Annotated in this window: 12 protein-coding genes; 2 read left to right on the top strand and 10 right to left on the bottom strand. The window is 47.2% G+C overall.

What is annotated here, in order from left to right; translation table 11 throughout:
- From AC5ZC7_RS21665 to AC5ZC7_RS21680, 4 genes are all read right to left on the bottom strand, one after another.
- Positions 1–1,575, bottom strand: a complete 1,575-nt coding sequence (locus tag AC5ZC7_RS21665) for a RagB/SusD family nutrient uptake outer membrane protein (RefSeq protein WP_496158959.1) — start codon at positions 1,573–1,575, stop codon at positions 1–3.
- 22 nt (positions 1,576–1,597) lie between these two features.
- Positions 1,598–4,645, bottom strand: a complete 3,048-nt coding sequence (locus AC5ZC7_RS21670; protein ID WP_496158958.1) for a SusC/RagA family TonB-linked outer membrane protein — start codon at positions 4,643–4,645, stop codon at positions 1,598–1,600.
- Between the two features lie 331 nt (positions 4,646–4,976).
- The gene (locus tag AC5ZC7_RS21675) at positions 4,977–5,135 is read right to left on the bottom strand and encodes a hypothetical protein (protein WP_496158957.1); all 159 of its coding nucleotides are present in this window, start codon (positions 5,133–5,135) and stop codon (positions 4,977–4,979) included.
- Positions 5,136–5,146: 11 nt separating this feature from the next.
- Positions 5,147–5,725 (bottom strand): hypothetical protein, encoded by a 579-nt coding sequence (locus tag AC5ZC7_RS21680; protein WP_496158956.1) that lies wholly within the window; start codon positions 5,723–5,725, stop codon positions 5,147–5,149.
- A 195-nt stretch (positions 5,726–5,920) separates the two neighbouring features.
- Here AC5ZC7_RS21680 and AC5ZC7_RS21685 point away from each other — a divergent pair, with 195 nt between their 5' ends.
- Both AC5ZC7_RS21685 and AC5ZC7_RS21690 read left to right on the top strand, forming a co-directional pair.
- Complete coding sequence (locus tag AC5ZC7_RS21685) at positions 5,921–6,670, top strand: hypothetical protein (protein ID WP_496158955.1); 750 nt, start codon at positions 5,921–5,923, stop codon at positions 6,668–6,670.
- A complete protein-coding gene (locus AC5ZC7_RS21690; RefSeq protein WP_496158954.1) occupies positions 6,648–7,472 on the top strand; it encodes an SUMF1/EgtB/PvdO family nonheme iron enzyme in 825 nt (274 codons plus the stop codon). The genes AC5ZC7_RS21685 and AC5ZC7_RS21690 overlap by 23 nt, the downstream gene beginning before the upstream one ends.
- A gap of 28 nt (positions 7,473–7,500) precedes the next feature.
- Here AC5ZC7_RS21690 and AC5ZC7_RS21695 read toward each other — a convergent pair whose 3' ends face one another.
- The 6 genes from AC5ZC7_RS21695 to AC5ZC7_RS21720 all read right to left on the bottom strand — a co-directional run bounded on the left by AC5ZC7_RS21695 (position 7,501) and on the right by AC5ZC7_RS21720 (position 15,029).
- Entirely contained in the window at positions 7,501–9,306 is a 1,806-nt protein-coding gene (locus tag AC5ZC7_RS21695) for an alpha-1,3-galactosidase-related protein (RefSeq protein ID WP_496158953.1), read from the bottom strand.
- An 85-nt stretch (positions 9,307–9,391) separates the two neighbouring features.
- A complete protein-coding gene (locus tag AC5ZC7_RS21700; RefSeq protein WP_496158952.1) occupies positions 9,392–10,651 on the bottom strand; it encodes a divalent metal cation transporter in 1,260 nt (419 codons plus the stop codon).
- A 172-nt stretch (positions 10,652–10,823) separates the two neighbouring features.
- Complete coding sequence (locus tag AC5ZC7_RS21705) at positions 10,824–11,756, bottom strand: DUF4434 domain-containing protein (protein WP_496158951.1); 933 nt, start codon at positions 11,754–11,756, stop codon at positions 10,824–10,826.
- Positions 11,756–12,427, bottom strand: coding sequence for a GDSL-type esterase/lipase family protein (locus tag AC5ZC7_RS21710; protein ID WP_496158950.1), 672 nt, complete (start codon positions 12,425–12,427; stop codon positions 11,756–11,758). The genes AC5ZC7_RS21705 and AC5ZC7_RS21710 overlap by 1 nt, the downstream gene beginning before the upstream one ends.
- A 1-nt stretch (position 12,428) precedes the next feature.
- Positions 12,429–14,339 carry a sodium:solute symporter family transporter gene (locus AC5ZC7_RS21715; RefSeq protein ID WP_496158949.1) on the bottom strand — a complete coding sequence of 637 codons (1,911 nt, stop codon included), beginning with the start codon at positions 14,337–14,339 and terminating at the stop codon, positions 12,429–12,431.
- A gap of 21 nt (positions 14,340–14,360) precedes the next feature.
- Entirely contained in the window at positions 14,361–15,029 is a 669-nt protein-coding gene (locus tag AC5ZC7_RS21720) for a GDSL-type esterase/lipase family protein (RefSeq protein WP_496158948.1), read from the bottom strand.
- Positions 15,030–15,033: the final 4 nt, after the last annotated feature.

Consider the following 15,033-nt stretch of genomic DNA (forward strand, 5'->3'; position numbering starts at 1 on the left):
TTACCAGTTAGGATTTTGTGATAATGCCGGATCCAGGTCGCGCTCTTTTTGCGGCACCGGCCAAAGATAATGCCTGGACTTATCAAATGCCCGATTAAAGGAAACTACCTGCACCGTGACAGGTTGTCCGTTGTTATTCCACGTAATGCCGTACACCGGCCCATTCATCACGGTTTCCGCTGTTTTCCAACGACGGATATCGTAGAGGCGAAGTCCCTCAAAGGCCAGTTCCACGGTACGTTCATAGCGTACAGCCTCCCGCAACTGGCTTTGTGTCAACCCTGCCGGCAGGGCAGGCATATTCACATCCGCCCGCTGCCGCACGGTATTAATGGCGTTGTATACGGTTTGGTCCAACTGGTTCAGTTCTATTTTTGCTTCTGCATAGGTGAGTAATACTTCTGCATAACGCAACAGGATGATGTTGATACCACAGTTAGTGGGGTTGACATAATCTTCCGGGTTGATATACTTCTTCAGGTTGTAACCGGTGGTAGAAGCAATGTAGGTACTACCGATAGCATCCGCGGTGCCGCTGTTGGGAGCCGGATGAAACAACTGCCCGGAGGGTAGTACATCACCGTCTACGAACAGGCTGTATCGCAGGCGCGGATCGCGGTTATCATAAGGATGTGCCGGATCATAATTGCTGCCGTTATCGTTGATCCCTTTGCCGCTGCTGGTTTGATAGGTATCTGCCAACACGCGTGTAGGCACATACGAACTGTTGCCATTTTTCTGGCTGTAAGGCGCCATTAAACTGAATACATTGTTAGGATAGTTGTCTTTGATAAACTGTTTATCCAGGATCACTTCCTTATTATTTTCTGCTGCATAGCTGAATAATTTCTGGTAACTATCATACAGCGTGTAGCCAAGACTGTTAACCTGCGTAGCCGCATCCACGGCCAGTTGATAACGACCGGCAAATAAGTCGGCACGCGCTTTCAGCGCCCAGGCAACACCGCGGGCAATACGACCTTTATCTGCAGCGGTATAGCTGGCCGGCAATAAGGCCGCGGCTTCGGTGAGTTCTTTATCGATGAAGTCGTAGATCTCAGACACCGGTGTTCTTTTCAGGGTCCGTGCCTGCTCCAGGGTAATGGAGCTAGTAACCAGTGGTACATCTCCATATAAACCGGCTAATTTAATATACTGGTAAGCGCGTAAGGTTTTGGCTTCTCCTTTGAACTGGTTAATCAGTGCAGGGGTAACCACGGTAATCTTGTCTACATTTTCCAGGAAATAATTGGCTGCGTGAATGCCTTTGTAGGCATTCTTCCACTCTCCGTATACCTTGGCGCTGGACTGGTCGTAAGTACCCAGTTCGATATACGCCTGTACATCAAAGTTCTGGTTGGTATGACCAATATCCGTGAGGGCATCCAATGACAGGATATTGGTAGAGTCGAGGTCCTGGTACAGCGCATTCACGGCCAGTTTGGCATCGGCTTCTGTTTTCCAGAAAATATTCACTGCCAGCCGATCGGTAGGCGCAGTATCCAGCAGGTTTTTATTGCAGGATGACAGCAGGATGACGAGAAAAAGATAAATACTTCTATTGATTAAGTTCATAGCATTTCAATTTTGCACAGCCTTAGAGCTGCAGGTTAATACCAACGGTGTACAACGATGTTTGCGGGTAATAAACTGCCCTGCCGGATTCTGCTTCCGGGTCAAGGTTCCATTCATTTAATTTGGAAATGGTGAACAGGTTAGTAGCAGACACGTATACCCTGGCACTGCTGAGAAAAGCTTTCCGCGTGATATGGGTTGGCAGTTGGTAAGCCAGTTGTATATTTTTCAATCGCAGATAAGAGCCATCAATTACCAGTCGATCGGAAGTAGCCACATTACGCAGATCATACTTTATTGGCCGCGGGAAACGGGCGTTGGGATTGTCTGGTGTCCAGTAGTTGTTCGTATATATTTTATGTGTGAACCCTTCCTGGTTACCCATTTCGGCGAGTGCACCGGATAAGCGGGTATCTACTTTAGCGGCCCCCTGTAACAGGATGTTTAGTTCCAGGCCATGATATTGAATACCAGCATTGATACCGAAAGTATATTTTGGGAAAGACACCCCAATATTTGTCATATCGTTTGCGTCAATTTTCCCATCGTGGTTGCGATCCACGTATTTAACGTCTCCCGGTTTGGTGTTGGCTGCCAGTGTGGGGTATTTACTAATTTCTTCCTGGGTCTGAAACAGCCCGTCTGTCTGGTATCCCCAGAGGGTGTTGATAGGAAGCCCTGTTTTGATGATATAACGGGGATCTATATCCGAACCGGTAATATAAGGGCCTGTTCCCTTCAGGTCTGTTACTTTATTTTCATTGTAACTAACGTTGGCGCCTATATTATAACGTATTTCACTGGTGGGTTTACTGCTGTAGTTCACTGCAATTTCCACACCTTTATTCTCTACCGAACCGGCATTTTGCGGCGGCGCGTTGAGTCCTACCGTGGCGGGGATATCCAGGTTGAGCAGGATATTGGAAGTGAGTTTGCGGTAATAGTCGGCGGTCAATGTGAGTCGCTTATCGAGAAAAGCGGCATCCAGGCCGAGGTCCAATTGGTTGGTACTTTCCCATCCGAGGTCGGTATTGGCGAGGGTGGTTTGTCGATATCCGGCTACCGGCACCCCGTTAAAGGTATAGCTGGTAGCGGTGAGTGCATCGTAGTAGCTGTAGAGGTCTACCGACTGGTTACCGGTGCTGCCGTAGGAGCCGCGTAGTTTCAGATCGTTGACCAAGGGCAATAACGAAGCAAAGAAATTTTCCTGCGCAATGCGCCAGCCTGCCGAGAAAGACGGGAAGAAGCTGTAGCGTTTATCACCGGCGAAGCGGGAAGATCCATCATAGCGACCGTTGACTTCCAACAAGTATTTGCCGGCATAAGCGTAGTTGATCCTGCCAAAATAAGAGCGCAGTCCGTATGCCACATCACTACCGCTGTTGCTTTTGGTGCCATCATTGGCGCCCTGCCCAATCGACGTAATATCGTTGTTATAAAAACGTTCGCGGTAAGCGGAGAGGAAAGACTGCGTGTTGCTGATTTGTGAATATCCTGCCAATGCTTTGAGATCATGTTTACCGAAAGAGCGCTCGTACGTAAGCAGGTTATTCCACGTATATTCTTTCAGGTTATTGCGTACTTCCGTGAGCGAATTATTTGCTACCGTTTTGGTGATGTTGGTGTTTTTATCGGTATTCGTATAGGCGTTCGCGAAATTCTTCTGCCTGGTGTATATCACGCGGGCGCCAAACTGGGTAGAAAAACGCAAGCCACGCAGCAGTTCCACATCGCCCTTTACATTTCCGTTAAAGTAATCTATAATCTGTTTAGATAGTCCTCCCAGTTCATCAAACATAAGCGGGTTATTACCCTGTGTACTCAGGCCATAGGTACCATCCGGATATTTGGGCACGGCCCATAAAGAGCCATGGAGCATATTATTGAAAGGCGCTACTGTGGGCGCATTAGATCCATTGTTCTGATAGTGGATATCTCCGGCCAGGTGGAAGCGACTATTCACCGGTGTAAAATCAGTATTCAACCGGAGCTCGCTGAGCTGGTTGCTGTAATTTTCCACGATGCCTTGCTGATCCTGGTAGCGGATGCTCAGGCGACTTTTCACTACTTCGTTGCCACCTGCGAGTGAGAGCGCATGACTCTGTTGTGGCGCGGTTTTCAGCATGGTCTGGAACCAGGTATTGGGCATGGGATATTTATACCTGTCCGTTGCGTTGACATACTGCTGAATAGACGCTTCTGTAAATCTTGGCGGTACGGCTACGCCGGCGTTAGTATACGCTGCTACCTGTTCCCGCATATAGGATGCTATATCCATCATTTGCGGCTTGTTCACGCTTTGTTGCCAGGCATAGTAACCGTTGTAGTTCACGGTTATCTTACCGGCTTTGGCCCGTTTGGTGGTAATCAATATCACCCCGTTGGTAGCGCGTGATCCATAGATAGCGGTGGATGCAGCATCTTTCAATACTGTGAGAGAAGCAATGTCTTCCGGGTTGAGGTAAGACATTTGCTGTTCGATACCATCCACAATTACCAATGCATCATTTTTACCAAGATCGAAACCGCTGGTGGAGCTGTTGTTGATATTAAAAGTAGTGATGCCTCTCACGCGGATAGTGGCGGCAGATGAGCCGGGAGCGCCTCCCCTGTCTAATACGGTTACGCCGGGGGCAATGCCCTGGAGCGACTGTTGTATGTTGGATACGGGCCGCCGGGTGATATCGGCGCCTTTGATTTGGGAAACGGCGTTAGTCAAATCGCTTTTCTTTTGTGTACCATATCCCACTACCACTACTTCTCCCAGTGCCGTTTCGTCGTCCTGCAGGCGTAGATTGAGCAGATCCCGGCCATTCACCGGCACTTCCTGTTTTTTAAAACCGATACCTGTAATTAACAGCGTATCGGAACTAGCAGCAGTAAGGGTGTAGCGCCCCTGCGCATCTGTTACCGTGCCTGACCGGCTATGTTTCACCAATATATTGATGCCGGGTAGCGCATCGCCTTTACCTGATTTTATTTGCCCCGTGATTTTCAGCGGCTGCTGGGCCCGGGCAGTGAAAGATAATAGCATGGCGATGCCATACATGAAAAGTGAAAGCTTTTTCATTTAGTTGTTGGTATTAAAATGGTAGCCTTTGATTAGCCGGAAGTAATGTTGGTTTAGTGTTTTTTCATTGATGGGAACAAAAGTATATTTTATAGTCTACAAATCCTATAGGGTAATCATATTTTTATAAAGAAATGAAAAACGCAGCCCCATTACCAGCAGGACCGCGTTTCAATTTAGCTGTCATTAATGGCGGCCACCGTTTCTACCACCGGGACTATGTGGCGCACCGCCACCTCTCATTTCCGGAGGTGGATTATTCTGTGCATCACAGGAAGTTGTGATACATTGGGACATTGTTCTTCCGGTCTGGCAGCGGGCCATTCGTCGTTTAAGGCGACAATTCTTCGTAGAAGGTCTGGTAGGTGATGCTGACCTGGGGTGGCCCCTGCATCGATACCTGGCTTACGCTGCCGGAGCCGGCACAACCTCCGGTAAACAGGAGCAACAAGGTGAACAAAAGGCGATGATGAATTTTCCTGTTATTCATGTTACGTGGTTTCAATATTTAAGATGACTCATATCTGCGAAATAAGACACGTTTCCCTGCATGTCTACTTTCAGGGCAACAGGCTTTCCTTTCTTATCGGCCAGTTCTATAAAATAATTATCCGCGTCGTCAAACTGGGTGCCATAGAGGATCATATCTGTTTCATTGTCTTCATTATCATCAAAGAAAATAACAGGTGCGTGTTCATAATAGTTGTAGTGTTTGCTAATTTCTTTTTGCGCCATCGGCGGAAGATCACTAAAAGAAGCAACAGCAGTGGTACCTACCAATCCTCCATCCATATCATAATAGGCCGACATTTCCTTTCCTTTGGCATTAACGAACGTAGCCTTATCGAAGTAAGCTTCGCGGCTCCAGGTAACATCCGGTATATTCCCGAAATCGATATTAAACTGATGCTGGGAAAGCGTACTTACTTCTTTTCCTTCCAGTTTCCGCAGGGTAATTTTTTGTTCGTGCCGTTCTTTACGGACTTCCTTACGATTCATCCCCACAGCAGGGCCACTGCTTTGCGCATAAAGCGAACTCACGGCAGCTATGAAGGCGACGGATAAAAAAAGCTTTTTCATGATGACAAAATTTAGATGTTGACAAATAAATAATGCAGCACAATGAAGCTAAATGGTACTATGATAACAACACACAGAGAAGTGGGTTTTAAATTTTATGTTAAAAGAAGGAGGCCAAACGGCCATTTTAACAGTAATTAACTTTGGCCGTTTCTCCCTACTGCTTTATCTTTCCCTAAAATTTTCTCGAACTATATGAAACGTATTGTTGTCCTTTTTGTTTTTTTAACCTCTTATGCCGTTGGATTTGCCCAGGAAACGGAAGATTACGAGCATATCACCAAAGCAACCCTGGCTTACGAAGAATCCCGTGTCAAAATCACCCGCCCGCCTTATGGACTGGAAAAAGTATTAGGACTGATCAGCCGTATTAAAGAAACGGACGACGAAAACCTGGTACTGAACCAGAAAGATTATATGGCGTTATCACTTCGCGAGAAGTTCACCTATCATATGATTCACGCAGAAACGTATAGCCAGAACTGTGATGCCACCCCACCGGTACCGGGATCAGAGACAAAAGTATTCGGTCAACTACCTGATGCCTTTGGCGATTTTAGCTGGAGTGAACGCCAGGGGAATTTCATGCAGGCCAACCGCGATTCCGCCATCGCCCTGATGAGCGAATCAATTGGCAGAAGTAACCGCGTAGGAATTAACTATAAAAGAGCGATTGAAGATTTAAATGGCCGGGAAATGATTCCTTTGCTGATCAGCACTTATAACAAGGATCATAAAGACAAAGACATTCTTACCCTACTCATGTTGCTGATGAAAAAAAATGAGTATACGCCATTCATGACCTCCCCATCCTATAAAAAATTATATGCAGCAACTAACCAGGAAAGCAGCTACCGGGCTTACCTGATTTGTAATACGGCGAACGAAGAACTGATTATACAACGTGCCACTGCTTTCTATAATGGGCTTCCTAAAAAACGTTAGTGCGTTAGCGTTATTGCTATGCTGCTTTTATGCTGTGCGGGCACAGCATAAAAGCAGCTATATACCAATACCTGGTGGACAATACTGGATTGGGAAAAAACAACATGGTGTGAATCCACGGCGGCAGGTAGTGGTAGATAGTTTCTACATTGCCGCCTGCGAAACAACCAATCAACAATTTGCGGCCTTTGTAGCAGCCACCGGCTACATCACAGATGCAGAGCGGCGCCACAATGCGCTTGTATTTCTGCCGGGACTAAAAGAATTTGAATGGCACGAAGATAGTACTGCCTGTTGGCGTTTTCCCAATGGTGTAAGTGCAGGTGGAATCGATCACAAAATGGATCATCCGGTTACCTGCATCAGTTATAACGATGCCGAAGCTTATTGCAAATGGGCGGATGTACGGCTCCCTACCCTGGAGGAATGGGAAATAGCCTCCCGCGCAGGCGCCAACACTGACTACTTTTTCGGTAATGACAAATCGCTTATTGGTCAATATGCTAACATCTGGCATGGCTCTGACCATTTAAAGGCGGATAGTTCAGACGGATATATGTACACGGCTCCTGTAGGCAGTTTCCAACCCAATCCCTGGGGCTTGTATGATGTATACGGCAATGTATTTGAATTTTGTTCCGGTAAGGTATCTCCGGGAGAAAGTCCTTCGATAGTGCATGCCCGCGGCGGTTCCTGGTGGTGCAGCAGTAAGTCCTGCTCTTTTTTTAATTCTGCAGATATAGGCAGGGTTAACAGGCGCGCCTCATTTAGCAACCAGGGATTTCGGGTTGTGAAGAAATAAAATGCCCCCTGTGCGGGGGCATTTCAGGTTACTTTTTAACGGGTAAATCTGTTTTTACCGCCGCCGGCAACATCTCTTTCAGTTGCACTACCGGCTGAAACGGCACTTTAAAATCATTCTCTTTTATCGTTACTTTCTCACAGGCTGTCAGGCTAAAAGCTGCGCTCACCGTGGCTTGTGGCGCCATAAAATCTTTCACCCAGGTAATCCGGTTATGGCTGAAAATAAGATTCGCCGTACTCCGGGCAGTGAGGATGGGGTAATCGTACACCCGGAAATCATTGTTTTCAATGCGGATATTACGGTGTACCATGTATCCTTTCACCAGTGTATGGTTTTCCGGTGCAATGGCAATGACAAAATTACCGGGCGCCGAATTATAGCCACAACCTTCAAAAGTATTACCGGTAATGGTGACGTCCTGCACCGGGCCGGATTCATACCAACTGGTGGCATCATCGGCTATTAAAATAGCGTGCATGCCGGTTCTGTAAAAGGTATTGTTGGCAATGACTACCTTTTTGCGGGTGGTTACCAACAGCCCACGTGTGTTGACACTTTCAAAGCGACAATTTCGTATAGTCAATGACGGTGTCCAGGTTATATTTTCGAGGCAATCACCTACCTGCACAGTAGCTGGTATGTTTTCACTCAGCGTTACTTCCATTTCCCGGTCGGAGAGCATACGGGCAGCGGTAATGCGACCATTGCCTAATCCCTGCAGGGCGGCGCTGCGTACAAATGCTACGCTATCGCCGGCAAAGTAAGCGGCAAAGCCATAGGTTTGATGGTGCATAAATTTCAGCTTCAATACAGTAGGTGAAATCCGTTCTGTAATCTGCAGATGTGTGCCATGCACATTGATGGGATCATCGTGTAATCCTTTGAAGTGTGAATCGGTGATTTCGATAACGCCCTTGCAGCCGGAAAAGTGCATGCCGTCTGCAAAAGAAGCCATCGTCCGTCCACCGCCTGGGGCAGGTACCACCTGTATGTGCTGATAATACAGGTTCTCGGAAAACTGCGCTACGATGCCCAGTCCGTGCATATACCGCATGTTAATATCTTCCAGGTGGATATCTTTTGCATGATGGATAAAGGCCCCTACCTGGTCGCGGATGCCATCCCGCACGGAGAGGATGTCTCCTGGCTTGCCGCTGAAACGGGAGAAGTCGCCATCAAAGCGCACCACTCCGGGGCTTACCAGCGTAGCTTTACTTTTATAAAACGGATCCCAGGAAGAGTAGGTATTTACGCCCCTGATAGTATCTGCCAGTATTGCGTGGAATTGTTTCATGTCCCATTTTTCACCATACCACTCCAACCGCTGCCCAATAACAGCAAACCGGGAATCCGGGTGTATAGCCGCTGTAACACTGGTAGGTGACAGGCTCACCAGTGTCAGCTCCGACATAGATGGCCGTTCAAAATCAACAGTAAAGTGGCGCAGGGTCATGTTGTCACAATGATCCAATAACCAGGTAATCATCTTTCCATGAAATACAAAAGTAGCCCCATTACCTTCAATGGTCATGTCACGGCAGTTTTCAAAAAACAAGCCGATTGTTTTCTCCTTATCAGGTACTTCTGTTTCGCTGGACGTATTGGAAATGAAATACGTTTTCTTCACAGCGCTATCCGGGTAGAAGTCGTACCGGCCGGGCTGAAACTCCAGCACGGTGCCGGGCTTGTCTTTATTGGCATTAATCACACGTTGAACCTGCGCCGTCACATCTTTAAATGTATTGGGTATGACGTTGACGGGTATACGTTGTTGTGCTGTTACAGCGATCGATAATAGTAAGCCGGAGAGTATAATGAAATATCGGTGCATCCTAAACGTGTTATGGGGGGAAAGCTACTACATCTGGTCCTTATGAAATGATATTTTTCGCTGAAATACTATCGCTGTTTTAACATCAGAACAAAAACCAGATCATAGCTACCGCGGCAGCCGTCATAATAATAAGGGTCAGCGCCCCTAATATATTCGACAACTTCGAGTTGGTAAACTCCTTCATGATCTTTTTATTATTGCCAATATGCATGATCATCGCAATCATCACGGGCGCCGTTAATCCGTAGGCAATGGCCGTATACAACAGCGCTTTGATAGGGCTCACCCCAAGAAAATCGAGCGACAACCCCACAATCAGCGACACGATGATGGAAATATAAAACGGCTTCGCCTGCGCGAATTTTTTATCCAACCCGGCTGACCATCCCATGGTTTCTGCCAGCATATAAGACTGAGAACCCGCCAGCACCGGGATAGCCAGCAAACCTGTTCCCAGCACGCCAGTGGTGAAAATAAAAGAAGTGAGCTTACCTGCCAGCGGCTCCAAAGCCTGGGCCGCCTGATCTACCGTATCTATTTGTGTAATACCCGCAGGAAACAATACACTACCTGTGGTAAGGATAATAAAAAACATCACTATATTAGAAAACAACATCCCCGTGTTCACATCTGTTTTCATATCACCCAATATTCTTTTATCCACCACAATGCCCGTTGTGCTATGCGCCACATCTTCCGCCTCCATAGTAGTTTGCCAGAAAAAGAGGTAAGGAGAAATAGTGGTGCCCAGGAGGGCTACAATAATGGAAAAGAAATCTTTGTTGTACCGGATTGTAGGGATAAAAGTATGCCGCAGTACCGCCGGCCAGTCCTGCTTTACCATAAAAGGTACCACCAGGTACAGTAACAGCGACAGGCAAAGCCATTTCAGGATCATCGCTATTTTCTGGTAAGAGTACTGAATGATTACATACATCATCAGGGCGGTAATGAGTACACAAAAAACGGATACTGGTACGGCGGGTACCATCATATGACATACGGCCCCCATACCCTGAATATCGGCGCCCAGGTTAAGTGTGATAGCGGGAAAGCTGAACAGCAGCATGGTATACAGTACCGGGCGTGGATAATACTTTTTCAGGGTCACTGTTAAGCCCTGGCAGGTGACCAGTCCTATGCGGGCACACATGCCCTGCACAGCAGCCATCAGGGGGAACGTTAATAAGGCGGTCCACAGGGTAGCCAGTCCAAACTGCGCGCCTGCCTGTGAGTAGGTAGCTATACCGGAGGGGTCATCATCACTGGCCCCTGTTATTAATCCAGGTCCTAATTTTTTAAAGAATGTAAGCAGTTTGTTCCCGGATGCCTGTTTACGCATGAGTAAGTAATGTTTAATGAGTATACGTTAAGATAAATCAAATTTAGCGGAAAGCGGAAAGCAGAAAGCAAAAAGCTATTGAAGCGATTGACAAGGGCGAGTATTAAATTACTTATCCGCCCTTCTCAATCGCTTCAATAGCTTTTTGCTTTTTGCTTTTTGCTTTCCGCTCCTACAAACTATGCATATACTCTTTATAGCGATTGTATAAATGCCCTGCTTGTAAGTAGGCCGACTGCGGGCTCATGAAGTGAGAAAATTCAAACGTGATCGCTTTATCATAACCGGCACGGCGTGCGGCTTCCAGCTTCAAACGCAGTTTTTCAAACTTGATGGGCAGGAATTTGATCGGCATATCGCGGTCAAAACTTTCTGCATTGGTCCAGCATTGTAGTCCATAGCGATCGGCCATCATTTTATTGACCCGGAAAAAATCTTCCAGCTCACTATAGTCGATATGACCATCCTGGAAGGCCACCGCATCTACAGCTCCCCTGATTTCTTCAAATATTTCGCTCCATTCTTTTTCGTGTTCCTGCAGCGATACGGATTCAGCTTTGGTCAGTTGCCCGGAAGCTGCCATCACGGCTTTTTTACCGTCTATCCATGGAGAAATAAGCGTGGGCAGGCCCCGACTTACTTCCTTGCATTGCAAGCCCAGTGTACGAAATGCGGCAGCAGCCCCTTTTGTTTTACGGCTGATTTCCATACTGAGATACCAACCTTTAAAACTTTTATGATGTCCGTATGTTTGCCATACCTCGTCTATCACAAAACGGTTACTGTCGGTTTCATGCTGCATATCGCCGGTATCCCAGTATTTACCGCTGTCGTAGAGGCCAAAATAAAATTGCATATCCAGTTCATCGGCCAGTTCCAGGAACATTTTCACCAGGTCTACCGGTGGTTGGTAACAACCAAACTGGTTCATAAGATAGCGGGAAGGGTAGGTAATAAACTTCCGGTAACCGCTACGGATCAGGATTACCGTATCAATACCGATGGCTTTCATATGCTCAAAATCCCTGCGCCATTCTTCCCGGCCCCAGTTCTGGTGCGGGATATCGTGACTGATTTCATCTATAAATGTTCCCGTAATCTTCATTATAATAGTTTTTTTTGCTGCAAGATGCTTTTCCAAACCTGGTAACCGGCGCCGGTTAAATGCAGGCCATCATTGGTGTAGGCGCTGCTTAGCCGGCCTTCCGGGTCGCTCAGCGCATCATGTAAATTTACGTAGGTACATTGACGTTGTGCCGCCAGTATTTCCAGTTGACGGTTCACAGCCTGTATACGCGATTCCTGGTGTTGGTGCCGTGCAAATTCACTAAAGTGGTCGTTGGTGGGCAGTATGCTCTGCACATATATTTTTGTGATGGGAGATGCCAGCCGGATGCGGCGTATGATCTCCGTATAGTTGGCCAGGAGCACGCTGTCCGGCACCCCGTCTGCCATATCATTAATTCCGATCATCAGGAAAATTGCTGCCGGCTTACGATTGGTCACTTCCTGCAACCGGTTTAAAATACCGGCCGTATGATCGCCACTGATACCCCTGTTTTTTATTTTCGGATTTTTAAATAACTCCGCCCATTCTGCAATGTCCGTAATACTGTCTCCCAGGAAAATGATTTCCCCGTTGTCAGTATCCGGTATCCCATAAAACTGGGTCACCTTTTGCCGGTAGTAGCTACTACCATAGGTACTATCGTATTGCGCAACGGCGGAAACGCCCCATAACAATAACCCTGCGGTGAAGAAAATCTGCTTCATCATATTATGCGTTTTCTGCGGTCAAAGTAGCCGGAGCAGTATGCGGTATATTTTCTGCTGCCGTGATATGCAGGCGATCGTACCAGGTAAATTTCAGCACTGCCATGCAGGCCAGCCATACGCCCATTGCCAGGAATCCTTTTTCAAAATAACCGAATACAAAGCAGATGGGCATAATCACCATACTCATCTGCCAGCAAATACCTACCAGTATATTCAACACATCCCATTTAAACTGTTGATTAGGCATAAAGGAAGGATCCGCCATCTTTGCCCAACGGGCTACCGGCGTCCACCAGCCCCAGGGACGGGTATTTACATAGAACTCCGTCAGTACCTTTTCATTTGCCGGCGGCGTGAGCAGGCAACCCAATATACTGCCCGTCATAGAAAATACCAGGATGATAAAGAACGAGATCAGGGTACCAATGCCACTACCGAAAAGATCAGCGTATTGCGGGAAATAAGCAGACGATAACAGGTCCATCAGCTTAGGCACAAACGTTGCGGAAATCAACCCCACCAGCATGCCGGAGAAATAGCCGTAGCCATTAAACCGCCACCAGATCCACTTCAACACGTTGGCTGCGGCATAACCACCATACAGCGCGGAAGAAATCCACAGGGTTAATGAACTCAATGAATCTGCAAACAATCCGAAAATACAACCCGTTAAAATCACCACCACCGAAGTCACATAGCTCCATTTCACATAATGGGCCGGCGCTTCATTGGGTCTGAAGTATTTTTTATAGAAGTCGTTCACCAGGTAAGCCGGCGCCGCATTCACAAAGGCAGAAAATGTACTCATGAAAGAAGCCAGCAAACCTGCCAGCACCACGCCTCTTACGCCAGCCGGCAAATAACCGCCTACTACCCTGCTGAGAATAATCTCGAAATCGGGTTTCGTTTGTCCCTGCAATACGGGCATCAGGTAGTTGATACCAATCAACGTTAAAGCACTCACCATCATGAACAACGGAATATATAATACCAGGTTGGTGAAACCTGTCAGCATGGCCGCTTCCTTCGGCTTTTTAGCACTGAGGATACGCTGCATATCAAAACCCGGTACCGGGCCTGCTAAGCTGGAAAATACGCCTTTGGCAATCATCATCATCACCAATGCACCAAACCAGGTAAAACCATCTTCCGCTACTTTCTGATTGGCTTGCGGGAAAGAGTTGCTCCAGTTCACATCCAGTTTCCAGGTGGGCCAGAAATTACTCCAGCCTTCCGGTACCTTACGATGTAGTTCTGCATAATTTACGTCATGTACAGCGTACGTTACCACCAGCACACAGCTCACCAGCAGGATGCCGTATTGCAATACTTCTGTGGCTACTACACTATACATCCCTCCTTTTACGGTATACAAGGTGGTTAACGCCACAATGATCACGGCATAGGTTTGCTGACTGGTCAACAGCGGATTCGAGAGGTCCCAGGGCAAAATACTTCCGCTGAATTTACCAATCCCTACGAACACGTAGCCGATAAATCCAATCACGCTCACAATGGCAAACAGCACTACAATAATATGTGCCAGTCGGCCGCCCCGGTCATCTCCAAAACGTTTGGTGATCCAGTCGGCGCCGGTCATAGCGTTGCTACGCCGTATCCAGATGGCCAGGAATACCATCACAAAAATCTGGTTCCAGATAGGCCACAACCAGGGCAACCACGCAGCTTTGAAGCCATATACAAACAGCAGTGCCACGTAAAAGGCGGTACCACTTACATCAAACATGCCACTACTATTGCTGAATCCCAGCCAGTACCATTTGATGTTATTATCTCCCAGGAAATACGACTGGATATTTTTAGATGCTTTCTTCGATATCCAGAACCCCAGCCCCACAATAACAGCGAGGTAAAGAAAGATGATCACAATGTCTATTGTCGCCAAATTCATGATATGCTATTAATAGATGAATTAAATTAATCGTTGTTGCTGCAACACGCTGACCCATTTCAGATAGCCTTCCCCGGAGAGGTGCAGCCCATCATAGGTATACTTTGCATCCAGTTGTCCGCTGCCATCCAGCAGGGCATCGTAAATATTTACAAAAGTGATGTGCAGATCCGTCGCCATCTGTTGAATACCGGTGTTGAGCGTTTTGATTTGTTCATTGGTACCGCTGTAATACTGACGGCCTATGAGCTGGTTGTTGACAGGGAATACGCTTTGTACATAAATGCGGGTGGCGGGCGACTGTGACTGCACTGCCGCAATAATACGGCGATAGGTAGCCACAATGGCCGTTGCCGGCATTTGCTTGTTGATATCATTGGTCCCAACCAGTATAAACAGGCGGGCAGGTTTATGCCGGATCACCTCATCTACCCTGGCCAACAGGCCATTGGTATTATCACCTGCAATACCCCGGTTCAGGATGTTGGCTTTGCCCAGGAACTCTGACCAGTCGCCCCACTGCGTGATACTGTCTCCAAAAAAAATAACCGGTTTCTTTGCAATGGGTAATTGTTTAAAATAGGCGGTACGACTATCGTACAAATAATTATGATAGCTGGAATCCTGTGCCAACAGCCGCGTCATCGCGCATATCAAAAGCATAGGCAGCATGGTTGATATCTTCTTCATATAA

Source organism: Chitinophaga sp. 9-1-y (genome assembly GCF_059511905.2).

Excerpts from the sequence above, each read along its gene's own strand:
- AC5ZC7_RS21665 (WP_496158959.1), bottom strand. The coding sequence starts at position 1,575 with ATGAACTTAATCAATAGAAGTATTTATCTTTTTCTCGTCATCCTGCTG.
- AC5ZC7_RS21670 (WP_496158958.1), bottom strand. The coding sequence starts at position 4,645 with ATGAAAAAGCTTTCACTTTTCATGTATGGCATCGCCATGCTATTATCT.
- AC5ZC7_RS21675 (WP_496158957.1), bottom strand. The coding sequence starts at position 5,135 with ATGAATAACAGGAAAATTCATCATCGCCTTTTGTTCACCTTGTTGCTC.
- AC5ZC7_RS21680 (WP_496158956.1), bottom strand. The coding sequence starts at position 5,725 with ATGAAAAAGCTTTTTTTATCCGTCGCCTTCATAGCTGCCGTGAGTTCG.
- AC5ZC7_RS21685 (WP_496158955.1), top strand. The coding sequence starts at position 5,921 with ATGAAACGTATTGTTGTCCTTTTTGTTTTTTTAACCTCTTATGCCGTT.
- AC5ZC7_RS21690 (WP_496158954.1), top strand. The coding sequence starts at position 6,648 with ATGGGCTTCCTAAAAAACGTTAGTGCGTTAGCGTTATTGCTATGCTGC.
- AC5ZC7_RS21695 (WP_496158953.1), bottom strand. The coding sequence starts at position 9,306 with ATGCACCGATATTTCATTATACTCTCCGGCTTACTATTATCGATCGCT.
- AC5ZC7_RS21700 (WP_496158952.1), bottom strand. The coding sequence starts at position 10,651 with ATGCGTAAACAGGCATCCGGGAACAAACTGCTTACATTCTTTAAAAAA.
- AC5ZC7_RS21705 (WP_496158951.1), bottom strand. The coding sequence starts at position 11,756 with ATGAAGATTACGGGAACATTTATAGATGAAATCAGTCACGATATCCCG.
- AC5ZC7_RS21710 (WP_496158950.1), bottom strand. The coding sequence starts at position 12,427 with ATGATGAAGCAGATTTTCTTCACCGCAGGGTTATTGTTATGGGGCGTT.
- AC5ZC7_RS21715 (WP_496158949.1), bottom strand. The coding sequence starts at position 14,339 with ATGAATTTGGCGACAATAGACATTGTGATCATCTTTCTTTACCTCGCT.
- AC5ZC7_RS21720 (WP_496158948.1), bottom strand. The coding sequence starts at position 15,029 with ATGAAGAAGATATCAACCATGCTGCCTATGCTTTTGATATGCGCGATG.